Origin of the sequence: Pseudorhodobacter aquimaris (assembly GCF_001202025.1) — a bacterium.
GTDB lineage: Bacteria > Pseudomonadota > Alphaproteobacteria > Rhodobacterales > Rhodobacteraceae > Pseudorhodobacter > Pseudorhodobacter aquimaris.
This window is the reverse complement of record NZ_LGHS01000076.1, coordinates 310149-332675: the sequence shown is the minus strand read 5'-3', so window position 1 is coordinate 332675 and position 22527 is coordinate 310149. Positions and strand designations below refer to the sequence as shown.

The 22527-nt window shown below is 59.3% G+C and carries 23 protein-coding genes and 1 pseudogene; 10 read left to right on the top strand and 14 right to left on the bottom strand.

Annotation, left to right across the window (positions count from 1 at the left end; translation table 11 throughout):
• The first annotated feature begins 113 nt into the window (after positions 1-113).
• Together kynU and AKU94_RS18440 are read left to right on the top strand one after the other, a co-directional pair.
• A complete protein-coding gene (gene kynU, locus AKU94_RS18445) occupies positions 114-1310 on the top strand; it encodes a kynureninase (RefSeq protein WP_050528694.1) in 1197 nt (398 codons plus the stop codon).
• 226 nt (positions 1311-1536) lie between these two features.
• Positions 1537-2472, top strand: coding sequence for a L,D-transpeptidase (locus AKU94_RS18440; protein ID WP_232295812.1), 936 nt, complete (start codon positions 1537-1539; stop codon positions 2470-2472).
• A gap of 12 nt (positions 2473-2484) precedes the next feature.
• Here AKU94_RS18440 and AKU94_RS18435 read toward each other — a convergent pair whose 3' ends face one another.
• The gene (locus AKU94_RS18435) at positions 2485-3282 is read right to left on the bottom strand and encodes a gamma-glutamyl-gamma-aminobutyrate hydrolase family protein (RefSeq protein WP_050528692.1); all 798 of its coding nucleotides are present in this window, start codon (positions 3280-3282) and stop codon (positions 2485-2487) included.
• 170 nt (positions 3283-3452) lie between these two features.
• Here AKU94_RS18435 and AKU94_RS18430 point away from each other — a divergent pair, with 170 nt between their 5' ends.
• A complete protein-coding gene (locus AKU94_RS18430) occupies positions 3453-4409 on the top strand; it encodes a magnesium transporter CorA family protein (protein ID WP_050528756.1) in 957 nt (318 codons plus the stop codon).
• A 33-nt stretch (positions 4410-4442) separates the two neighbouring features.
• Here the strand turns inward: AKU94_RS18430 and AKU94_RS18425 are convergent, their stop codons facing one another.
• Positions 4443-5669 (bottom strand): pyridoxal-phosphate-dependent aminotransferase family protein, encoded by a 1227-nt coding sequence (locus AKU94_RS18425; RefSeq protein ID WP_050528691.1) that lies wholly within the window; start codon positions 5667-5669, stop codon positions 4443-4445.
• Positions 5670-5908: 239 nt separating this feature from the next.
• Here AKU94_RS18425 and AKU94_RS18420 point away from each other — a divergent pair, with 239 nt between their 5' ends.
• Both AKU94_RS18420 and ygfZ read left to right on the top strand, forming a co-directional pair.
• Positions 5909-7576 (top strand): ABC transporter ATP-binding protein, encoded by a 1668-nt coding sequence (locus AKU94_RS18420; protein WP_083445131.1) that lies wholly within the window; start codon positions 5909-5911, stop codon positions 7574-7576.
• A gap of 12 nt (positions 7577-7588) precedes the next feature.
• Entirely contained in the window at positions 7589-8359 is a 771-nt protein-coding gene (gene ygfZ / locus AKU94_RS18415) for a CAF17-like 4Fe-4S cluster assembly/insertion protein YgfZ (protein ID WP_050528689.1), read from the top strand.
• Here ygfZ and efp read toward each other — a convergent pair.
• Positions 8356-8918, bottom strand: a pseudogene (gene efp, locus AKU94_RS18410) (elongation factor P). The gene ygfZ and the pseudogene efp sit on opposite strands and share 4 nt — an antisense overlap.
• Positions 8919-9131: 213 nt before the next feature.
• Here efp and AKU94_RS18405 point away from each other — a divergent pair.
• Positions 9132-9452 carry a DUF6280 family protein gene (locus AKU94_RS18405; RefSeq protein ID WP_022703400.1) on the top strand — a complete coding sequence of 107 codons (321 nt, stop codon included), beginning with the start codon at positions 9132-9134 and terminating at the stop codon, positions 9450-9452.
• Between the two features lie 97 nt (positions 9453-9549).
• Here AKU94_RS18405 and AKU94_RS18400 read toward each other — a convergent pair whose 3' ends face one another.
• From AKU94_RS18400 to AKU94_RS18370, 7 genes are all read right to left on the bottom strand, one after another.
• Positions 9550-10215 (bottom strand): hypothetical protein, encoded by a 666-nt coding sequence (locus tag AKU94_RS18400; RefSeq protein ID WP_050528687.1) that lies wholly within the window; start codon positions 10213-10215, stop codon positions 9550-9552.
• Positions 10216-10423: 208 nt separating this feature from the next.
• A complete protein-coding gene (locus tag AKU94_RS18395; RefSeq protein WP_083445130.1) occupies positions 10424-11779 on the bottom strand; it encodes a TolC family outer membrane protein in 1356 nt (451 codons plus the stop codon).
• A gap of 53 nt (positions 11780-11832) precedes the next feature.
• Positions 11833-12486 (bottom strand): protein-L-isoaspartate O-methyltransferase family protein, encoded by a 654-nt coding sequence (locus AKU94_RS18390; RefSeq protein ID WP_050528686.1) that lies wholly within the window; start codon positions 12484-12486, stop codon positions 11833-11835.
• A 212-nt stretch (positions 12487-12698) separates the two neighbouring features.
• The gene (locus AKU94_RS18385; RefSeq protein WP_050528685.1) at positions 12699-13313 is read right to left on the bottom strand and encodes a glutathione S-transferase family protein; all 615 of its coding nucleotides are present in this window, start codon (positions 13311-13313) and stop codon (positions 12699-12701) included.
• 37 nt (positions 13314-13350) lie between these two features.
• The gene (idi, locus tag AKU94_RS18380) at positions 13351-13872 is read right to left on the bottom strand and encodes an isopentenyl-diphosphate Delta-isomerase (RefSeq protein WP_050528684.1); all 522 of its coding nucleotides are present in this window, start codon (positions 13870-13872) and stop codon (positions 13351-13353) included.
• A complete protein-coding gene (gene hemF / locus AKU94_RS18375; protein ID WP_050528683.1) occupies positions 13863-14753 on the bottom strand; it encodes an oxygen-dependent coproporphyrinogen oxidase in 891 nt (296 codons plus the stop codon). The genes idi and hemF overlap by 10 nt, the downstream gene beginning before the upstream one ends.
• Positions 14754-14819: 66 nt before the next feature.
• A complete protein-coding gene (locus tag AKU94_RS18370) occupies positions 14820-16196 on the bottom strand; it encodes a phosphohexomutase domain-containing protein (protein WP_050528682.1) in 1377 nt (458 codons plus the stop codon).
• Between the two features lie 228 nt (positions 16197-16424).
• Here AKU94_RS18370 and surE point away from each other — a divergent pair, with 228 nt between their 5' ends.
• The 4 genes from surE to AKU94_RS20600 are packed head-to-tail and all read left to right on the top strand — an operon-like array spanning position 16425 to position 19108.
• Positions 16425-17213 (top strand): 5'/3'-nucleotidase SurE, encoded by a 789-nt coding sequence (gene surE, locus AKU94_RS18365; protein ID WP_050528681.1) that lies wholly within the window; start codon positions 16425-16427, stop codon positions 17211-17213.
• Positions 17210-17875 (top strand): protein-L-isoaspartate(D-aspartate) O-methyltransferase, encoded by a 666-nt coding sequence (locus AKU94_RS18360; RefSeq protein WP_050528680.1) that lies wholly within the window; start codon positions 17210-17212, stop codon positions 17873-17875. Before surE ends, AKU94_RS18360 begins: the two co-directional genes overlap by 4 nt.
• A gap of 55 nt (positions 17876-17930) precedes the next feature.
• Complete coding sequence (locus AKU94_RS20605; protein ID WP_232295811.1) at positions 17931-18572, top strand: hypothetical protein; 642 nt, start codon at positions 17931-17933, stop codon at positions 18570-18572.
• 5 nt (positions 18573-18577) lie between these two features.
• A complete protein-coding gene (locus tag AKU94_RS20600) occupies positions 18578-19108 on the top strand; it encodes a murein hydrolase activator EnvC family protein (protein ID WP_408633713.1) in 531 nt (176 codons plus the stop codon).
• 57 nt (positions 19109-19165) lie between these two features.
• Here AKU94_RS20600 and AKU94_RS18350 read toward each other — a convergent pair whose 3' ends face one another.
• The 4 genes from AKU94_RS18350 to tatB all read right to left on the bottom strand — a co-directional run bounded on the left by AKU94_RS18350 (position 19166) and on the right by tatB (position 22512).
• A complete protein-coding gene (locus AKU94_RS18350; protein ID WP_050528754.1) occupies positions 19166-20221 on the bottom strand; it encodes a cytochrome-c peroxidase in 1056 nt (351 codons plus the stop codon).
• A 109-nt stretch (positions 20222-20330) separates the two neighbouring features.
• A complete protein-coding gene (locus tag AKU94_RS18345; RefSeq protein ID WP_050528679.1) occupies positions 20331-21173 on the bottom strand; it encodes an ATP-binding protein in 843 nt (280 codons plus the stop codon).
• Positions 21173-22030 carry a twin-arginine translocase subunit TatC gene (tatC, locus tag AKU94_RS18340; RefSeq protein WP_050528678.1) on the bottom strand — a complete coding sequence of 286 codons (858 nt, stop codon included), beginning with the start codon at positions 22028-22030 and terminating at the stop codon, positions 21173-21175. Before tatC ends, AKU94_RS18345 begins: the two co-directional genes overlap by 1 nt.
• Entirely contained in the window at positions 22027-22512 is a 486-nt protein-coding gene (gene tatB, locus AKU94_RS18335; RefSeq protein WP_050528677.1) for a Sec-independent protein translocase protein TatB, read from the bottom strand. Before tatB ends, tatC begins: the two co-directional genes overlap by 4 nt.
• Positions 22513-22527: the final 15 nt, after the last annotated feature.

Below are 22527 nucleotides of genomic sequence, written 5' to 3'. Positions count from 1 at the left end.
CGCAGCTAAAAACGTGATATCCGCACCGCTGCGCTTTGTCACGGCTGCTATCATTCAACTTGAAACCGGCCCGGTGACGCGGTTCAATACCGCAAGTCACACAAGGATGCCCGATGACAACCGATTTTCCCAGCCTGCGCGCCCAGTTTGATGTGCCCGAGGGGGTGATCTATCTCGACGGCAACTCTCTTGGTCCGCTGCCGCGGGCAACGGCGGCACGTGTGGGGCAGGCAATTACGCAAGAATGGGGAAAAATGCTGATCACCGGCTGGAACAAGGCCGGCTGGATGGCGCAACCGACAGCGATCGGCGACCGTATCGCACGGTTGATCGGGGCGGAGGCGGGATCGGTGGTGATGGGCGATACGCTCTCGATCAAGGTCTATCAGGCCTTGGCCGCAGCCCTTGAGATGAACCCAAAGCGGCGTGTGATCCTGTCGGATACCGGCAATTTCCCGTCCGATCTTTATATGGCCGAGGGGCTTTGCCGCACGCTTGGCCCCGATTACACCCTTAAAACTGTGGCGCCCGAGGATGTAGCAGACGCCATTGATGACAGTGTCGCGGTCTTGATGATCACCGAGGTCGACTACCGTACGGGGCGCAAGCATGACATGGCCGCCTTGACGGCACTTGCCCATAAGGCGGGGGCCTTGACGGTCTGGGATCTGGCCCATTCCGCAGGGGCGCTGCCGGTGGCACTGGCTAAGTGTCAGGCCGATTTTGCGGTGGGCTGTACCTATAAATACCTCAATTCCGGTCCCGGCGGGCCCGCGTTTATCTATGTCGCGCCCCGTCACCATGATACCGCCCGACCTGCCCTTTCGGGATGGCTGGGCCATGAGGCCCCCTTTGCCTTTGACCTTGATTACCGACCCGGCGCCGGGGTGGAACGAATGCGCGTCGGCACACCGCCGGTGTTGCAACTTGCCGCGTTGGAGGCGTCGCTTGATATCTGGGATCAGGTGGATATGGCCGATGTGCGCGCCAGGTCGATCGCCCTTATCGACCGTTTCATCGCAGGCGTTGAGGCGCGTTGCCCCGACCTCGTGTTTGCCTCTCCGCGCGATGGCACGCAGCGTGGATCACAAGCATCTTTCCGCCACCCCGAGGGCTATGCGATCATGCAGGCTTTGATTGCGCAGGATGTGATCGGCGATTTTCGCGCACCAGACATCTTGCGATTCGGCTTTACCCCGCTGTTCATCAATGAGGATGATGTCGACAAGGCAATCGCGATCATCGGGGACGTAATGGACAATGACCTATGGGATCAGCCCGCGTATAAAACCCGCGCCCGCGTGACCTGACGTATACTTGCATACGGGCAAAGGTTGTGCGGGAATATCCTTTGCGGACGGCACATCCGGCGGGCGGCCGATACACACAACTATGTGAACAGGGCCTGTGACCTTGGAAATAGGCGGATTTACGTCAGATTTTAAAGCCTTGGTCTTTGACCCCGGGGCGGGATTGATTTACCACATCCTAAATGAATATCGCTGCCTTCGGGTGGCATTGTGGAAGTCTGTCTTTATGCGCCGACCCGGTTTCTCCCTTCGTATGGCTGCCGTTCCCTTGGCTGTCGCCCTGCTTTTGTCGGGCTGCGTGGCCCCTGTCGGCACCGCGCCAACAGATCCGGCAACGGCCAAGCGGAACGCCCCCGTGGAACCGGCCGAGGTGGCCTATGTTGCAAAAATGGACGGTGATATTGCGATCCCCGCCGTACCGCTGGAAAAATTCCCAGAGCAATACCGCCGCCAAGAGGTGGATTATACAACTGATCAGCCCCCCGGCTCTATCATCATCCATCCCGGACAAAAGTACCTGTATTTCGTGACCGGCAAAAACCGCGCGATCCGCTATGGTATCTCGGTGGGGAAATCCGGTTTTGAATGGGCTGGTGAGGCTGTTGTCTCCCAAACCAAAAACTGGCCGACCTGGACACCCCCAAAAGAAATGATCGCCCGCAGCCCCAAGCTGGAAAAATGGAAAGACGGCCAACCCGGCGGCCCAACCAACCCGCTTGGCGCACGCGCGATCTATCTTTTGTCAAACGGGCGTGATTACGGCTACCGTATTCACGGCACACCGGATTGGTGGTCAATCGGGCGCAATGCCTCTTCGGGCTGTATCCGTATGGTACAGCAGGATATTATCGACCTGAACCAAAGGGTCAGCAAAGGCGCGAATGTGCTGGTGTTGAACGCGGATGGCTCTATGCCCAAGGGGTTGAAAATCCCGACGCCGCCAAAACCCAAAAAGGTTGCCAAGCCCAAAATGACTCCTATCCCCAAAGTGGAAGAGCCGGAAATCAAAACTGTCTCTTATCAACCTGAGGCAGAAGAGGTCGACTCAGCAGCGGGTACTGCGCCCAAGCCGCCGGTGGCGGATACTATCGTGCCAACGATCCCTGAGGTCCCGCGCCCCTCGGTGCCCGCTGATACGGCAGCAGCGGAGCGCGCCGAGTAAGCGCCCCGCCCGTCAGGCCACCTCGGCTGATATTCGCATCGGGCTGTGATCGGCAGCCCATGCCGCGGCGGCCTTGCCAAAGGCTGTAAAAAGCGGGCGTGACACCGGATCCGCCGCCGCGTTCCACTCTGGATGCCATTGCACCGAGAGCGTGAAACCGGGGGCACCATTGATATAGATTGCCTCTGGCGTGCCATCGGGGGCATGACCATCCACAACGACCCGCGCACCTGCACGACAAATACCCTGACCGTGCAACGTATTGGTCATCACATGATCCGCCCCAAGCAATCGTGCAAAAACACCGCCAGCGGTAAAGGTAACCGGATGGCGCAGGGCAAATTTTTCCTCAATCGTGCCATCGGGCGGCATGCGGTGGTTCATCCGCCCCGGCAAATCCCGGATCTCGGGATAAAGGCTGCCGCCCATCGCCACATTCACCTCTTGAAACCCGCGGCAAATGCCAAAGAAGGGCTGGCCGCGTTCAACACAAGCACGCACCAAGGGTAAGGTAATTGCATCGCGGCACTGGTCGAAATCGCCATGCGCAGGGGTTGGGTCCTCGCCGTATTCGCTGGGATGCACGTTGGGCCGCCCGCCCGTCAGCAAAAAACCGTCACAAAGCGAGAGCAGTTCCTCAACACTGACGAAATTGGGGTCCGGTGGAATGATCAGCGGCAAACAGCCCGACACCTGCGCAACAGCCTCGGTGTTCATGGTGCCGCCCGCATGCACGGGATAGCTGTCGTTCAGCATGCTCATATTGCCAATAATTCCGACGACGGGTCGGCGCGCGGTGCTACGGGTCATGAATAGGTCCGGACATAATACATCATCGCTCAAAGATAGGGCGATTTTGGCCCGGGGTGAAGCGGAATGAACGCGCGGCTGCTATCAACGCTCTGTGATACGGTCAAAAAGCGTGACAAATGGGCGTAATTGGGCCAGATGAACCAAATTATTCCTGAATGGAGATCACGATGATCAAAAGCTATACCCTTCAGGACAAGCTCCTGACCCCGCATGACGGCGACCTTGCACAGGCTGTCTGGGTCGACCTTCAATCCCCAACACCCGAGGAAGAGCGCGCAGTCGAGGCCGCGCTGAACTTTGAACTCCCGACCCATGAGGAGATGCATGAGATCGAGGTCTCTTCGCGGCTGTATTCCTATAAGAACACAGCCTATATGACGGCCGTTCTGCCCGCAAATTCAGACAGCGGCGACCCGGCGATGGGGCCGGTGGCCTTTGTGCTGACCCGGACGCATCTGGTCACCATCCGCTTTCACGATCCGCGCGTATTCACCAATTTTCCGGCACGTGCCCAGACAACGCATGCCGAAATGGATGGCCCACAGGATATGCTCGTCGGCATTCTAGAGGCGATCATCGACCGCCAGGCCGATATTTTGGAACGCAGCGCGCGCGATATTGACCGATTGTCACGCGATATTTTTCGCCCCGTTCAAAAAGGAAAAACCCGTGATTTCCAGGCGGTTCTGGAAAAGGTGGGGCAAATGGGGATCCTGAACTCCAACATCCGCGACAGCCTGCTGACGATGGACCGGCTCACGGCATTTCTGATGCAGATTCTGGACAAGAACCAGGTAGAGGCCAGCCTGCGCGCCCGTGGAAAAACCCTTGGCAGCGACCTGAAGTCACTGGCCGATCATGCCGATTTCTTGTCAGACAAGATCACTTTTCTGTTGGATGCCACACTCGGCCTGATCAATATTGAGCAAAACGGCATCATCAAGATATTCTCGGTGGCTGCAGTGATTTTTCTGCCGCCGACGGTGATCGCCTCGCTTTACGGGATGAACTTTGTGAATATGCCAGAGCTGGAGTGGACCTACGGCTATCCCTTTGCATTGGGGTTGATGGTGATCTTTGCGGTGCTGCCCTATCTCTATTTCAAATACAAGAAATGGCTTTAACTTTGCGCCATAACATATTGAACTAAAGATATATCACCCGAAATGCGCTGAGACCACCTTGGTCGCCGCAAGGACCCCGCCCTCGCCATGTGCGATGTTCAGGCTTTGCATCCCCGCCTCCATGACCGCCAGCACGCCAAGCGTCATATGCGCATTTACATGCCCCATATGGGCCACCCGCAAAAACCCGTGCCATGCCGGATCATCTGGCGGGGCCATGCCAAGGCCAATGCCCAGCGTGACCCCTCCCTGCTGTTCGCACCATTCACGCAGACGCGTCGCATCCCTGCCGCCCAGCCGTGCCGCTGTCACGGCACAGCCCCGGTTCACGGCCTGCACAACATTGAGCGCAATTGCGGGGTTCCCCCCTCCCCAAACCTCAAAGGCCGACCAGACCGCCCCCGCCAAGGTGCGGTGACGCGCCCAAACATTTGCCAATCCCTCGTCCTCGATCATCTTCAAGGCTTCAGACAGCCCATAGATATGATGCGTGGGGGCGGTACCACAGAATTTCTGCCAGAACTGGCTACCACAGGCGCGTGGCTCCCAATCCCAATAGGGCGTGCGAATATCGCTGTCCGCGCAGCGCGCCCGTGCCTTTTCGGAAAACCACAAGAACCCCAGACCGGGCGGCGTCATCAACCCCTTTTGGCTGGCGGCGACGGTCACATCGACACCCCAATCATCCATGTGATATTCATCGCAACCCAAGGAGGCGATGCAATCCACCGCCAAAAGCGCCGGATGCCCGGTCGCGTCCAGCACCCCACGCAGCCCCGTGATATCGGTCTTGATAGAGCTTGACGTATCGACATGGGTGGCCAGCAACGCCTTGATCTTATGACCAGTATCGGCGCGCAAGGCGTCCTCAACCTGCGACAGATCAACCGGGGTGGATATCCCAAAATCGAGCACCTCAACATCGACCCCAAGCGCCCGCGCGGACTGCGCCCAATTCAGCCCGAAATGGCCGACAGCCACCACCAGCGCCTTGTCTCCACGGCTAAAGAGGTTGGCATTCGCCGCCTCCCATGCCGCATGACCGTTGCCAATATAGACCGCGCAATGCTGCTTGGTACGCGCAACCGCCTTCAGCCGTGGCCAGATGGCATCGACCACGTCATAGACCTCCCCCCCATAGATATTGGGCGCGGCGCGGTGCATGGCCTGCAACACCCGGTCCGGCATAACCGATGGGCCGGGAATGGCCAGATAGGGGCGCCCGAAGGCAAGCGAGGCAGCGCGAGGCGTATCAGACATCAGCAGACTTTCTGGGTTCTATTCTGCATCAAGTGCTAGGCGCGTGCAGGCGTCGGGTCAATACCGATCCAGCCGCCTGCGCTTGCGGCCTGCGATCATATCGCGTTACATCAGGGCAAACCTGATCCAATGATGGCGGCCCCCTTCCCGTGACCCAAAGAAAACCCGTGAACCCTTACCGTTCCTCTCGCCTTTTCGGGCGGCTTTGGGCGGGGTATCTTCGCCCATTCAAAGGGTTGATGGCCTTGGCCTTTGGCGTGATGGTGGTTGAGGGCAGCACGCTTGGCGCGCTCTCCTATTTGCTAAAGCCGTTGTTTGATAAGGTGTTCTCAGAAGGTGGGCAGGATGCGTTGATCTGGGTCGGCTTTGCAATTTTGGGGCTGTTTGTGCTACGGGCGATCACCTCCATCACCTCTAAGTCCTTGCTGACCACGATTGCACAGCGGTCCTCATCGGCGATGCAGGTGGATCTGTTGCGTCATATCCTGACGCTGGACGCCGGATTTTTCCAATCCAATCCGCCCGGCGCGCTGATCGAGCGGGTGCAGGGCGATACCCTAGCGGTGCAAGGGGTCTGGTCCACGCTGATCACCGGCGTCGGGCGCGATATCATATCCTTGATCGGGCTGTTTGCGGTGGCGCTGGCGGTTGATCCGACATGGACCCTTGCCGCGCTGATCGGCGCGCCTTTGCTGATCCTGCCCGCCGTGGTGATCCAGCGCTATATCCGCCGCAAAACCGCCGCCATGCGCATTGATGCAGGTCAGCGCGCCACACGGCTGGATGAGGTGTTCCACGGCATTCAGGCGGTCAAGCTGAACCGGATGGAAGAGTACCAAACCGGCCGGTTCCGAACCATCGTCAACATGATTGTCCGCGCCGAGATCAAGATGATGATCGGCCGTTCCACCCTGCCCGCGCTGATTGATGTGATCACGGGCATCGGCTTTTTCACCGTGCTGATGCTGGGGGGCGCGCAGATTGCCGATGGCACCCGCACGATCGGGGATTTCATGGCCTTCTTCTCGGCCATGGCGCTGACGTTCCAACCCCTGCGGCGGTTGGGCGATATGGCGGGGTTCTGGCAAGTGGCCGCGGCCAGCCTGGAACGGCTTTTCCGGCTGTTTGACACGCAACCTGCGCCGCGCCCCGATGCCACCGCCACCCTGCCCAATGCGGGTCAGGCGCCGCGTATCGAGGTTCGCGATGTCGTCTTCGGCTATGGCGATGTGCCGGTGCTGCACGGGCTGTCACTGGTGGCCGAGGCGGGCAAGATGACGGCCCTTGTTGGCGCATCGGGGGCGGGGAAAAGCACGGTCTTTAACCTGTTGACGGCGATGGCCACCCCCCAAGCAGGGCAGATCACGCTGGACGGCACCGATATCGCCACCCTGCCCCTGCCCGCGCTGCGCAGCCAGTTTGCCGTGGTCACTCAGGATGCCGCGCTCTTTGATGAGACCATCCGCGAGAATATCGCCCTTGGCGGCAACCCGACCGAGGCCCAGCTGCGCGCCGCGATGGATGCCGCCCATGTCACCGAATTCGTGGCGGGCTTGCCACTTGGCCTCGACAGCCCCGCAGGCCCGCGTGGGTCGGCCCTGTCAGGCGGGCAGCGTCAGCGCGTGGCGATTGCGCGCGCCCTGCTGCGCGACGCCCCTGTCCTGCTACTGGATGAGGCGACAAGCGCGCTGGACGCCCAATCCGAGGCACTGGTGGCCGAAGCACTGTCCCATGCCGCCAAGGGGCGCACCACGCTGGTCATCGCCCACCGGCTTGCCACGATCCGCAACGCCGACCGCATTGTGGTAATGGATGCAGGCCGCGCGGTCGACAGTGGCACACATGATGAACTGCTTGCCCGTTCCGGCCTTTATGCCGATCTGTGCAAGCTGCAATTCCAATCCTGAGGGGGTATTTCCATGCAAGGTGAGATGACAACCGACCGCCGCCTGATTTCTGTGACCGGCAAGGATGCGCTGGATTTTCTGCAAGGGTTGGTCAGCAATGATATTTTGTGCCTGCGCGACGCGCCGGGCATTGTCTGGGCTGCGTTCCTGACGCCGCAAGGCAAATATCTGGCCGATTTCTTTGTGGTCAACACCGGAGATGCCCTGCTGCTGGACCTGCCCGAGGCGCTGGCTGATGCGACGCTCAAACGGCTGACAATGTATAAACTGCGCGCCGCTGTGCAGCTTGCGCCAAGCGCCTTACAGGTCAACCGCGGTTTGGGCACGCTTCCTGACGGCGCAATGGCCGACCCGCGCCACCCGGCGCTTGGCTGGCGGCTTTACGGCACCGAACAGGGCGCGGCGCCCACGATTGATTGGGATGCGATCCGCGTTGAACATGCCATCCCCCAAAGCGGGATAGAGCTAATCCCCGACGACAGCTATTTGCTGGAAATGGGGTTCGAGCGTCTGCACGGTGTGGATTTCCGCAAAGGCTGCTATGTCGGGCAAGAGGTCACCGCCCGTATGAAGCATAAGACCGAGCTGCGTAAAGGGCTGCGCCGGGTGCGGATTGAGGGGACGGCCCCCATCGGCACCGAGATCACCACCCAAGGCGGCAAGCCTGCAGGCACGCTTTTCACCCAAAGCGGCGGCTATGCGCTGGCCTATCTGCGGTTTGATCGCGCCACCGGCCCGTTGCAGGCCGGTGAGGCGGTTTTGCACATGCTCGACGCGGATTAAGCGCGCTCGGAGTATTCCATCAATTCGGTGTGAACGATGACATCCTCGTCCACGCCGACAAAGGGCGGCACCATGATCCGCACGCCATTGTCCAGAATCGCAGGCTTGAAACTATTGGCGGCCGTCTGGCCTTTTTGCACAGGCTCTGTCTCCACAATCTTGCAGCGTACCTTTTGTGGTAAACGCATCGAGAGCGCCTCTTCGCCGTAATATTCCACCGCGGCCATCATCCCGTCTTGCAAGAACGGGCGACGCTCCCCCAAAAGATCCGCAGGCAGTTCGATCTGCTCAAAGGTTTCATTGTCCATAAAAACCAGCATACCATCGGTTTCATACAGGAATTGCTGGTCTTTGGTTTCCAATGAAACCCGCTCAACCCTATCCTCGGACCGGAAGCGTTCGTTCAGCTTGCGGCCATCGCGCAGGTTCTTCAGCTCTACCTGCGCAAAGGCGCCACCCTTGCCGGGCTTGACGATGTTAACCTTAACTGCTGCCCATAGGCCCTTATCATGCTCCAGCACATAGCCGGGTTTAATTTCGTGCCGTTTATTTTGGGCATTATGACAAAACCTTGACAAAACGTTGAAAGATCGCAAGCCATCCCTATATATACCACTGTGCTGGGCGGCAAGATAACAAGATACAGTGTTTCAAAAAGAAAGCTATGCGCTGGATGCATATGTGCTATGCCAAACGGGGTATGCCGAATCACTGAGAAATCGTCATATTGGCCGAACGTCAAAAAGAGCAAGAGCAAGAGTAGGACGACACTATGCTGGACTTCGTGGATGGAACTGCGTTCAACTTTGAACAGGGGCAACGGGCGCGCAAGCTTTTTGCCGCGGTGGTTCTCGCCGCATTGGATGACGCTATTGCAGACGACAAGAAATACGGGAACGGTCCCGATCAAATCGCGCGTTGGGCACGCTCTCGTGATGGGCGTGAGGTACTGTCTTGTGCCGGGATCGACCCAAATGAACGCGTCGTAAAGGGCCTGATGGAATTCGTATCCAAAGGTATCCGCACATCGGTCGCGCTGTCGCGCGAAGAATCCGAACGCCGCAACGCATTGGAACAGGCCGAAGCAGCCTGAATTAATTCAGATCGGGGAACGACCGGTCTCTGCATTTCACAAACAAAGCGCGCCTTAAATGGGCGCGTTTTGTTTTACAGAATATCTCAAAATAAAATCAATCGAGGTTGCGCGCCGTAATTGCCCTGTTAATCTCTGCACGTACCAACTTGCGCACATTGCGCGTGATACGTTCGCCCAATGATCCGCTCAACTCCTCACGGATAAGATCGCGGACCAGATCGCGCAGCACCGCCTCATCAATACCCTGAGCCCGCGTAGAGGCACGGCCAGCGTTTTCAGTTGTCGCATCCGCCGCCATACGGGCCGTAATTTCGGCAACCGCAGCGGCCTCGGCAGCATCTGCAATTTCTTTTTCGCTTGCCGCATCGCCCGCAGCTTGGGGTGATACCACCTCTGCCTCCGGCACCCATTCAGGCGCTTGCCAAGACATCGGCACCATAGGCCCGTCGCCGCTTTCTGGTTCCCATTCTTGCTGGTTGCCGGCCACTGCCGCACGGATCTCGCTAAGCACCCGGGCCATATCCGCCTGTGCCTGCGTCTGTGGTTCAGGATTGGTCGGCACGGCACCGCCTGATGGTCTGGCTTGGCTATCTTGGCGCGAAGGCGCGCCGGACACCACCCGCAGTGCAGGTGTCAAAAGCAGTTTTCCGACCGGCTCATCACTGACAGGGGGCGCTGCAGGGCGCAAATCATCGGTTACCAAACGGCGAATCGAAGACAAAACGTCTTCAATCTCACCCGAACTCATCGGTTCTGACATGTGACCCTGCTTCATTATCCAAACCACCCCAGCGCGATACAGCTTGACGCCGTATTTCTTTTTAACCGCCCAAAAGACGAGAACGGCCTGCTGCCCTACAATACTCAGCGAAGGTTATCAAGCCGCCAAGGGTAAAACAAGGAATTGGCGGCCGCAGCAACGGGTTATTCTTCAAAATGAGGTCGAATTCTGGGGATTTATGCGGGGTTTAGTTGCCGATTGATTTCAGGATTCGGTCCAAACGCTTGCCCTGACTGGATGTCGCGGGCGCGCTTTTGACAGCGTTGTAATAGGCCTCAGGATCATAGGTCGGGATGCCGAGCTTCAGGTGATCAACCGTCAAAAGGCCCATGCGCGACAACAAGGTATAAACCCCGATCGAATAATTCGACTGCGCCGTAAGCCGGGATGTACGCGCGCTCAAGAGCTCTTGCTCGGCATCCAATACATCAAGCGTGGTCCGCGAACCAAGCCGCGCCTCCTCCTTGACGCCCTCATAGGCAGTCTGGGCAGAGCGGATCTGACGTTCGCTGGCGGCAATACTTGCGCGCGCCACTTCGATATTGGACCAGGCTGCGGCAACGGCCTGAACAACCTGTGCGGTACTTTGGTGCAGTTGCGCACGCGCCGTATCGCGCCGAGCCAAAGACTGCCGATAGAGCGCGGAAAAGCTGCCCCCGGCATAGATGGTCTGGTTCAATGTCACAGATGCACTGAAGCTGTCAGTGTCCACATTATTGTCGGAGGCGGCGATATTGCCGCTCAGTGTCGGGCCCATATTCGCCTTTGCCAAGACGATCCCCGCCTCGGCAGTGGCCACTTCATGTTGCAGCTGACGCACAAGGGGGTGCATGCGAATAGCGACTGATTTCGCCTCGTCCAGACTGCTTGCTGTGCGCGGCATTGCGGGCAAACGCTGCAATCTTCCGGGAAGCTTGCCAATCGCCAGCTTGTAATTCTCACGTGCGACGGTCAAATCACCCTGCGCCGCGGCCAATTCGGACTGAGACGCAGCAAGGCGCGAATCCGCGATTGCAACATCAGTGCGTGTGATTTCCCCCACCTCAAAGCGGTCACGCGCGGCCTGCAATTCCTGCGAGATCAATCGCAGATTGGACTGACGCAGCGCCACCGTATCTTGTGCCTGTTGCAGACCTACATAGGCCGTCACGGCAGCCAATAGGACATCCTGCTCATAGCTGACAAGCGATTGGCGCGCCGCCAGAACGGCCGATTTACGCGCGGCAATCGTCGCCTTGTTGCGACCGAAATCATATAGTGTCATCTCGGCCAGCAGGCTGACGGTGTTGGTCAACCCTTCGGTATATTTTGTGTGGCTGTAGACGCCACCAACACGAAAGGCCAGAACCGGGCGCAGGCTGGCAACGGCAATTGCGACATCCTCATCGGCGGCGCGCAGAACCGCACGGTTCTGTTCCAGAATATTGGAATTCCGATAGGCGGCGATCAACGCATCGGCAAGGCTGTCCGCCCAAGCCGCCTGCGGAAGCGCCAGTGCCGCGCCCAGAATTCCGACACGCAGCCATTTGCCAAGTGATGTCATTTACCTATCTCCGCATTTCCAAATTCCGGGCCACATGCCGGCCAAACCGTCTATTACAGCGCAAAAGTGGCTGTTTTTTCAAATCCTTGCAGCACCGGGGCCGAGGCATTGAACGCATAACGCCACGTCACCCCGTCTTCGCCCTTATGTCCGATACGGGCCACGCCAAGACTGCCTTCCATGAACAGCGCACCAATACGGCCCCCGTCCTTTAGCTGGTCAAGCAAAGCTTGCGGAACCTCTTGTACGGCACCCTCAACCACGATCACGTCATAGGGGCCGTGTTTTGCCGCCCCTTCGGCCAAGGCGCCAGTGATCACGGCTGCATTATCCACGCCCTGCGCCGACAGGCGCCCTTGTGCGTCATCGGCCATTTCGGCCGAGTCCTCTACGGCAACCACGGCATCAGCGAGATTGGCGATAACGGCGGTGGAATAGCCAAAACCGCAACCAAGGTCGAGAACGGCCTCGTCAGGTTGAATATCCACAGCATCCAATAGCTTGGCAAAGCTGCGCGGTTCAAGGATGACACGGCCGGGTGCGATGGTCAGATTGCCGCCGACATAGGCTGCCTCTTGCTGATCGGCGCCCACATAGACCTCACGCGGGACGGTCAGTATCGACTCGATGATCGGAAATTTTGTGACGTCAGAAGGACGAACCTGCGTATCGACCATCATGGTCCGACGAGCGGCAAAATCGATCATTGATGAACCTATTGATTAAATTGCTGTTCTCGATCTGATGACACAGAACCGCCAAATGGGCAACATCGCCACGCGGGTCTGGCACGGAATAATGCATAGTATTGCATAGTTATCGCACCGATAAATCCGCGCGGCCTAAATCAAATTTTAACCATCCATCCCTTTGGCAACCGCAAAAATCTACAGCACATGCATGATCCGGGCGAAGGTATTTACAAATATCCCGCCGCGCGCACCGCTTTGACGCTAGGCCGCTCACCCATGGCCGCGTGATGGGCTGCCAGCTTTGGGTAATCAAAAATCGTTACCCCGTCACCCGCCAGCCATGTGCTCACGACATAAAGATAGGCGTCTGCGACACAGAACTGATCGCCCAGCACATAGGGGCCCTTGATCGCGTTTCTCTCAATATAGGCACAACAATCCGCCATGTTTTCTGTCACTTTGGCCCGCATATCCTCGTGGCTTGCGGTTTGTGTCGCCCAGCGATGACCGCGCAGCTTGTGGGCGTGATTTACATGCATGGTCGAAGCGAGGTAATACATCACCTCACGCATCCGCCCCGCTTGCACCGGATCTTGCGGCACCACCCCCGCCGAGGGAGCCAAATCCGCTAGGTAATCCAAAATCGCCCCCGTCTCGGTCAGGATACCGCCCGGAACCTCTAGTGCAGGCACGCGTCCCTTGGGGTTGATCGCCAGATATTCCGGCTGGTTCTGCACCCCTGCGGCGAAATCCACGACCATCGGCGTATAGGCCAGCCCCGCCTCCTCTGCCACGATTGCCGCCGCGACAGAGATTGTGCCTTTCGCCAGATAGAGCTTCATTTCGGACCCTTTCCATTGGAGACGTCAAAAACCGGCATCATGCCGCATGGCCAAAAATTTGCGCAGAATGCTCGGCCAGATAAATGCGCAGCCACGGCGTAAAAGCCGCCTCATTGGCTGCAATCTCGGCCAAAAGATCGGATAGGGCAATCCAACGGGCGGCCTGCACCTCTTGGGCGTTCAAGGCCAGGGGCAAATCCGCAGGCGCCTGCGCGGTAAACACCTGCACCACCTCATCCTCGATCAAGCCTCCGCCCACATCGGCACGGTAGCTGACCTCCCCCTGATGGGTAAGGTCCAGCCCTTTGACACCCAGCTCCTCGGCCAAGCGGCGGTTGGCACAGGCCAGATCGGCCTCGCCCCAATGCGGATGGGTACAGCAGGTATTGGCCCAGAGGTTCGGCGTATGATATTTGCCCGCCGCGCGCTGCTGGATCAGCACCCTTGTCCCGTCCAGCACAAAGACCGAAACCGCCTTATGCCGCAGCCCGCGCTGATGCACGGACAGCTTTTCGACGGGCTCCAAAACCCCGTCAATCCATGCCGGGATCAGATCCATTTCGCCATCGGAGGCAGGCTCATCAAGACCGCATTGGCATCATGGCCGGTGGCAAGCCCGAATTTGGTTCCGCGATCATAGACAAGGTTATATTCGGCATAAAGCCCGCGGTGGACCAGCTGCGCATCCTTATCGGCCTCGGTCCAAGGGGTGTCGCGGCGCCTGTCCACCAATGGCACAAAGGCAGGCAAAAAGGCGCGGCCGATATCCTGCGTCAATGCGAAATCCGCCGCCCAATCGCCGCTGTTGCGATCATCCATAAAAATCCCGCCCACCCCGCGCGCACGGTTGCGGTGCGGGATATAGAAATACTCATCCGCCCAGGCCTTGAGCTTGGGGTAAAGATCATCGCCATGCGGGGCCAGATGGTCGCGCTGCACATCATGGAAATGCGCGGTATCCTCGGCATATTCGATGCAGGGGTTCAGGTCCGATCCGCCCCCGAACCACCACGCCCCGGGCGTCCAGAACATCCGCGTGTTCATATGAACCGCAGGCGCATGGGGGTTTTGCATATGAGCGACAAGGCTGATGCCGCTGGCCCAGAATCGCGGATCGCTGTCCATGCCCGGCACACCGCGCGCGGCCATCGCCTTTTGCGCCGCCGCGCCCAACTGGCCGTACACGGTCGAGATATTGACCCCGACCTTTTCAAACACCCGCCCGCCACGCATGACCGACATCAAACCGCCACCCGCGTCAGAGCCATCCTCGGACGTGCGCGCGGTCTTGGTCACCTCAAACCGGCCTGCGGGCAGGGCTGCGGTCGGGCCACTGGTCTGGCGATCTTCCAGCGCTTCAAAGCTTGCCACAATCTCGTTGCGCAGGGTTTCAAACCACGCGGCGGCGGTCTGGCGTTCTTGCTCCAGCATCTCGGTCATCTGCGGCCCTCTCCTTAGCTTGCCATCCCTTAGCATCGCTCCGGATGGAGGCCAAGAGCCGCGCGGTCAGATGCTGGTATTCTCGATCAACCCGCGCAGGCGGGCAACGCATCGCGCCAGCAAATCCGTATCGCCGCGCGTTTCCACATTCAGACGCAGCAAGGGCTCGGTATTCGAGGACCGCAAGTTCAACCGCCATGCCCCCATATCCAGCGACATCCCGTCGGTGTCGTCACGCGCGATCACCTCATCCCCCAGATCGGCCAGCACGCGGTCACGCGCCGCTGCCGGGTCCTCGCTGCGGAAATTGATCTCGCCCGAGGAGGGGAACGCCGCCATCCGCGCGCTGACCAGATCGGCAAGGCAGACATTGCGCCGCGACATCAGCTCGATCAAAAGCAGCCACGGGATCATGCCGCTGTCACAACAGGAGAAATCACGGAAATAGTGATGCGCCGACATCTCGCCACCATAGACCGCACCAGTATCGCGCAGCGCCCGCTTCAGATAGGCATGGCCCGTGCGCGCCATGACCGGCGCACCGCCCAGACGGGTGACGATTTCGCGCGTGTTCCATTGAACGCGCGGGTCATGGACGATCTTCGCACCCGGCTCTTTGGCCAGAAAAATCTCGGCCAAAAGGCCCACGATATATTCGCCCGGAACAAAACGGCCCAGATGGTCGAAGAAAAAGCACCGATCGAAGTCGCCATCCCATGCGATGCCCATATCGGCCTTGGCCGCCACAACCGCATTGGCCGTCATCGGCTGGTTCTCGGGCAAAAGCGGATTGGGGATACCGTTGGGAAAGCTGCCGTCGGGATCATGGTTCAGACAGATAAAGGAGATCGGCGCCCCCCGTTTCGAGAGCGCCTCGGCAATCGCATCAAAGGTCGGACCTGCCGCGCCATTGCCCCCATTCACCAAAATCTTCAACGGGCGCAGCGCCGCCACATCCACAAAAGACAGCACCCGCCGCACATAGGCGGTACGCGCGGCCTTGGCCGGGCGCACCTCGCCGCCCGCTTTGTCGGGGCCAAAATCGCCGCTTTCGGCCAGCGCCTTGATCGCCAGCATATCCGTCGCCGGATCCAGCGGGCGCGACCCTTTGCCGACCAGCTTCAACCCGTTGTAATCCATCGGATTATGCGAGGCCGTGACCTCGATCCCGCCATCGGCCTCGAAATAATCGGTGGCGTGATACATCTCTTCGGTGCCGCAGAGGCCAAGGTCCAGAACCTCAACGCCGGATTTGACCAGCCCCGCCTTGACCGCCGCCACCAGCGCGCCCGATGAGGCCCGCGGATCATGGCCGACCACCACCCGCTCTGCCCCCAACACCTGTGCAAAGGCGCGCCCAATCCGTTCGGCAATCCCCTCGTTCAGCTCTGCGCCCAATCGCCCGCGGACATCATAGGCTTTGAAGCAGGTAAGCTCGGTCATGCAAGGTCTCCGGTTTGCTTGGTCTTGCGCGCCTCAGACCACAGCTTTTCCTCAAGGCCAAGTTCAAACAAAATTAACGGCGTGAAACCGCGCAGGGTGTTTACACGCGAAACGGGTAATGCGTGAAATTCGCAGCAATTGACACAGTATCGGCATCAATCGGGCCGCGCGCACTTTACCGGAGCGCAGGGGTCGTTTAATCAGACAGGCAAGACACAGGAGGCATCAATGCGCATTTTGATTACAAATGACGACGGCATAAACGCGCCGGGCCTCAAGGCTTTGCATGAAATCGCCACAGAAATCGCAGGGCCGGACGGCGAGGTCTGGACCGTGGCCCCCGCGTTTGAGCAATCCGGCGTCGGCCATTGTATCAGTTACACCCATCCGATGATGATCTCGGAACTGGCCCCGCGCGCCTTTGCCGCCGAGGGCAGCCCGGCCGATTGCGTGATGGCGGGCATCTATGATGTGATGACCCATGCCCGCCCCGATCTGGTGCTTTCCGGTGTGAACCGGGGCAATAATGCGGGGCAGAACGCGCTTTATTCCGGCACAATCGGCGGCGCGATGGAGGCCGCGCTACAGGGCATCCCCGCGATTGCGATGTCGCAGTTCATGGGCCACCGCACCCAGACCCTTCCCGACCCCTTTGAGGCCGCGCGCGCGCACGGTGTCGACGTGGTACGCACCTTGTTGGAAAAAGGGCTCTGGGACAAGGATGACGACTACCAGCTTTTCTACAACGTCAACTTCCCGCCCTGCGCGGCCGCCGATGTAAAGGGCAAACAGGTCGTGACCCAAGGCTGGCGCCCCGACACCTATTTCGGGGTGCAACCGCATCACGCCCCCAACGGCCGCCGTTTCCTGTGGATCAAGGGCGGAGAGCAACATGTGGATAGCGGCCCCGGCACCGATGTCCATGCCAATCTGGCTGATTTCATTTCCGTCACGCCAATGCGCGCCGATCTGACCGCCCATGACCGCATGACCGATTTACAGGCCCGCCTCGCATGAGTTTCAGCGCATCAGAAGAAGAGGAAGCCCTTGCCGAGCGCAAGATGCGCTTTCTCTTTGCGCTGCGCTCAAAAGGCGTCACCGATACCCGCGTGCTGACCGCGATGGAGCGGGTGGACCGTGGCAATTTTATCAAGGGGCTGTTCGCGGACCGCACCTATGAGGATATGCCTCTGCCCATCGCCTGTGGCCAGACCATCAGCCAGCCTTCGGTTGTGGGGCTGATGACACAGGCGCTGAACCTGCAACCGCGCGATACCGTGCTGGAGGTAGGCACCGGCTCCGGCTATCAGGCGGCAATTCTCGCCCAGCTGGCGCGCCGCGTCTATACGGTCGACCGCCACCGCCGCCTTGTGCGTGAGGCAAACGAGGTTTTCCTGCGGCTTAGCCTGAGCAATATCACCGCCTTTGTCGCCGATGGCAGCTTTGGCCTGCCCGACCAAGGCCCCTTTGACAAGATATTGGTAACCGCCGCCGCCGAAGATCCGCCAGGGCCACTCTTGGCGCAATTGAAGATCGGGGGTATCATGGTGGTGCCCGTCGGCCAGTCAGATGCCGTGCAAACCCTGATCAAAGTGACCCGCCTTGAAAAAGGCTTTGATTACGAAGAGCTTCGGCCAGTGCGTTTTGTGCCGCTGCTCGAAGGGCTAGGACTAGACTAACCCCTGTTTCAACCCGTAACCGGGACCAACCCGGACGAACCCAATGAGGCCTTGCATGATGACCCGTTTTTCCCGCTTTCTTACCCTTGGTGTGGCCCTTGGTGCGCTCTCGGCCTGCGGGCCGGATGGCAATGCGCTGGATTGGGATCTGCGTGGAATGACCGGCGGCGCGCTTGATACCAGCGAAGCCGTCCGCAACGCGACTGCAAACCGGCCCAGCCCGGATGCGCGCGGGGTGATCTCCTATCCCGGGTATCAGGTCGCACTTGCGCGGCGCGGCGATACTGTGGCCAGCGTTGCCAGCCGCCTGAATATCAACGCGAATGAGCTTGGCGGCTATAACGCCCTCAAGCCCGACGATCTGTTGCGCGACGGTGAGGTGATCGCCTGCCCCGCCGCATTGAATCGGCCTCTGTCATCGGCAGTGCCCCACAGGCAGGCGCTATTGTCGGCGGCACGATCGCGCCTGCCCCGATCGAGGTCACCTCGATCGCCTCGGGCGCGCTTGACCGTGTTGGCAGCACCAGCACCCCGACCACGCAAGCGGCCACCACCGCGCAACCCGGCCGCCACCGCGTACAGCGCGGAGAGACTGCCTATTCCATTGCCCGCACCTATGGCGTCAGCGTCAAGGCGCTGGCCGATTGGAACGGTCTCGGCACGGACCTTGGGCTGCGCGAGGGCCAGTACCTGTTGATCCCCGTGGTCAGCAGCACTGCCCCTGCGGCCGCGACGACCAACCCCCCGGGGACCGCGTCCCCCACGCCGGTCCCACCGTCCGCCACACAACCCCTCCCTGCCGAGAAAACGCAGCCTGCGGCGGCCAAACCCCAAGGCACGCCGACCTCACCCGATCTGGGCAAAACCCGCACCGCCGCCTCTGACAGCAAATTCGTGATGCCCGCCGATGGCAAGATCATCCGCCCCTTCGTAAAGGGTAAAAGTGAGGGCATCGACATTGGCGCCACCGCCGGATCCCCCGTGCGTGCGACCGCAGCAGGCGAGGTGGTCGCCATTACCAAAGACACAGGACAGGTGCCGATCCTGGTTATGCGTCACGCGGATAACCTGCTTTCGGTCTATGCCGGAATTGATAATGTAAAGGTCAGCAAGGGCGACAAAGTGGCCAAGGGTCAGGCCATCGCCGTGGTCCGCAATGCCAACCCCGCCTTTTTGCACTTTGAATTGCGCAAGGGGGTCGAGGCGCTGGACCCAATGACGTTGCTGCAATAGCGCGCGGTTCTTGCGGGCGGTCAGGAACCGCCCGCAAGAATTTGATCGCCTGTAAGGTTATTCCACGATCACCTCACCCGAGGGGCGCGGTGTCGTCGCTGTCTCGGCGGGCATGACCGGATAGACAACAGGTGGCAATGTGCCTGTCAGACTGCCAAGGAAGGCCACGATCTGATCGGCGCTCTCATCGCTCATTTCCTCACCCAGCTGCGATTCCGCCATAATCTGCACCGCAACCTTCAGATCCCATACCTTGCCGGAGTGGAAATAGGGCGCGGTAATGGCCACGTTGCGCAAGGGGGCCGCGCGGAACACATATTCATCATCAACCGTTTCGGTCACGGCAAAGCGGCCCTTGTCGCCCACAGGCAGGATATCCGCGCCCGGCTTTTCGATCAGCCCGAATGGGTAATACCCCTCGCCGCCAAGGTTGGTCCCCGCATGGCAGGCAACACAGCCCAGATCGACAAATTGCTGCAAACCGGCCTTTTGGTCATCGGAAAGGGCGGCATCATCGCCATTCAGCCATGCATCAAATGGCGCCGGTGTAATCAACGTGGCCTCGAACGCCTCGATCGCCTTGGCAAAATTGTCAAAGCTGACGGGATCGCTCTCGCCCTCAAAGGCGGCGTTGAACCAATCCACATATTGCGGCATGGAGTTCAGGGTTGCCACCACGTTATCAGGCGTATTGGCCATCTCGACCCCGGCCTGAACCGGACCTTTGGCCTGTTCTGCAAGGTCGGCCGCGCGGCCATCCCAAAACTGCGCCTCATTAAAGACAGAGTTGAATACAGTGGGCGAGTTGCGCGGGCCCCGCTGCCAGCCATGCCCAATCGAGGTTTCAAGATTATCATCCCCGCCCGTGCCAACGTTATGGCAAGAGTTGCAGGAAAAAACCCCCGAGGCGGACATGCGTGGGTCAAAGAACAGCGCCTTGCCCAGCTCTATCTTGGCGGGGGTAATGGGGTTGTTGGCCACCGCGGGCACTGTCGAAGGCAGCGCCTTGAACATTTCCAAAGCCTCATCGCGCAGGGCATCGGCATGCGCCCCGCTGGCCGCGACGATCGCAGTCAACGCCAAGGTGGAAAGAGAGAGGGGTCCGGTTTGCATCATTATCTCCAAAATTTACGTCCGCGCGCGGAAGTAGATTATTTTGAAGATTGCCCCCGCTGCGTTGATTTAGATCAATTCTAAAAGATTACTGGTTCAGGCATGGGCCTTACGAAAGCTTTACCCCATGGCGCGCCGCCAGATCGGTAAAAAACTGCCAGGCAACCCGCCCCGAACGCGAGCCGCGCGTGGCCTGCCATTCGATCGCCTCGGCACGCAATGTACCCGCGTCCACCGTCAGCCCATGTGCCACGCAATAGCCGTCGATCATCGCCAGATATTCATCCTGACTGCACGGATGGAACCCCAGCCACAACCCGAAACGATCAGAGAGCGATACCTTTTCCTCTACCGCCTCTGAGGGGCTAATGGCGCTGGACCGTTCATTTTCAATCATGTCACGCGGCATCAGATGGCGGCGGTTGGAGGTGGCGTAAAAGATCACATTTTCGGGCCGCCCCTCAATCCCGCCATCCAGAACCGCCTTGAGCGATTTGTAATGCGTATCATCATGGCTAAAGCTGAGGTCGTCGCAAAACAGAATGAAACGATGGTCCTTGGCCGCCCGCAGATGACCCAATAGGGATGCGACCGTCGGCAAATCCTCGCGGCTCAACTCAACCAGTTTCAGGTCGTGCTTTAGGTTAACATCGGCATGGATCGCCTTGACAAGGCTTGATTTGCCCATCCCGCGTGCCCCCCAGAGAAGCGCGTTATTCGCGGGCAACCCTTGGGCAAACAGCCGCGTGTTTTCGTGCAAAATATCGCGCGCGCGGTTAATACCCACCAAAAGCGACAAATCCACCCGCGCCACATTCGGCACCGGGTCCAGACGATCAGGAGCCACATGCCAGATAAAGGCGCTGGCGGCATCGAAATCAGGGGCCGGAAGCGGGCGGGGGCTGATCCGCTCAAATGCCTCGGCGATACGAAGAAGCGCTGCATTGTCCATCATTTCATCTCCTCGCCGCTATCGTCCTCTTCATAATCGTCCTCATCGACCCACAGACCTTGGGCACGCAATTCGGCCTCGCGTTTCTTTTCAACACGGCGCACCAGAATGATCGAAATCTCATAGAGTCCGTAAACCACAACAAAAAGGATCACCTGCGTGATCACATCTGGCGGTGTGACCAAAGCGGCAAGCGCCAGAATGGCAACCACCGCATATTTGCGTACAGACCCCAGACCCCGCGCCGAAACCAGCCCCGCTTTGCCCATCAAAGTCAACAAAACCGGAAGCTGAAAACAGATTCCGAAGGCGAGGATGAACTTGGTCGTCAGCGCCAGGTATTCCTCCATCGACCCTTGAAACAAGACCCCGGCACTGCTGTTTTCGACCTCTCCGGTCGTCGGGGTCATTTGCTGGAACCCGAGAAAGAAATCAAAGGCAAGCGGCAGGATCGCGTAATAGGCAAAGGCCGCGCCAAGTGTGAACATCACCGGCGAGGCGATCAGAAACGGCAGGAAGGCGCCCTTTTCATTCTTGTAAAGCCCCGGCGCCACGAAACGCCACATCTGATAGGCAATCATTGGAAAGGAAAGGATAAAACCGCCAAAAAGCGAGATGCGGATGGCGACAAAAAACCCTTCTTGCAGCTTGATCAACACAAGCCCGCAATCCTGATTCCTCTCGGCCAGTGCCGAGCAGATCGGCTGCGTCAGAAAATTGAAGATCGGGTTCCAGACCGAAAAGCACAAAACCATGCCGACCACAAAGGCCAGCACCGAATAGATCAGCCGGTTGCGCAGCTCTGCCAGATGCTCGATCAGCGGGGCGGAGCTATCATCAAGGTTTTCGGTGCTCATGCGTCACTCTTTTTCGGGCCGGGTTTCTTGGTGGCGGTTGTCTTGGCAGCAGATTTGGCTGCGGCTTTGGGTGCGGCCTTGGCTTTGGCCGGGCCTTTGGATTTTGGAGCAGGCTTGGGCTTATCCGTAGCTGCCGACGTCGCGGCCACCTCTGGCGTTGGGGCCGACGGGTCGGGCTTGACCTCGGTGGACTTGGTCGATTTCATCGGATCCCATGCCTCAAACTTGCTTGCCGCATCCTTAACCGCGTCAAGCCCCATCGACTTGGCCGAAGTCGCCTTGCGCAGATCCGCAGCCACATCCTTGACGCCCGCCTCATCCGCCGCCGATTCCATTGCGCGCGAAAACTCTCGCGCCATGCCTTTGGCCTTGGCGGTAAAGCGGCCAAGGGTGCGGAACATCTCGGGCAGGTCTTTGGGGCCGATCACGATCAGCGCGACAACCCCGATAACCATAAGTTCGGTCCAGCCGATATCAAACATGCGCGGTTTCCCCGA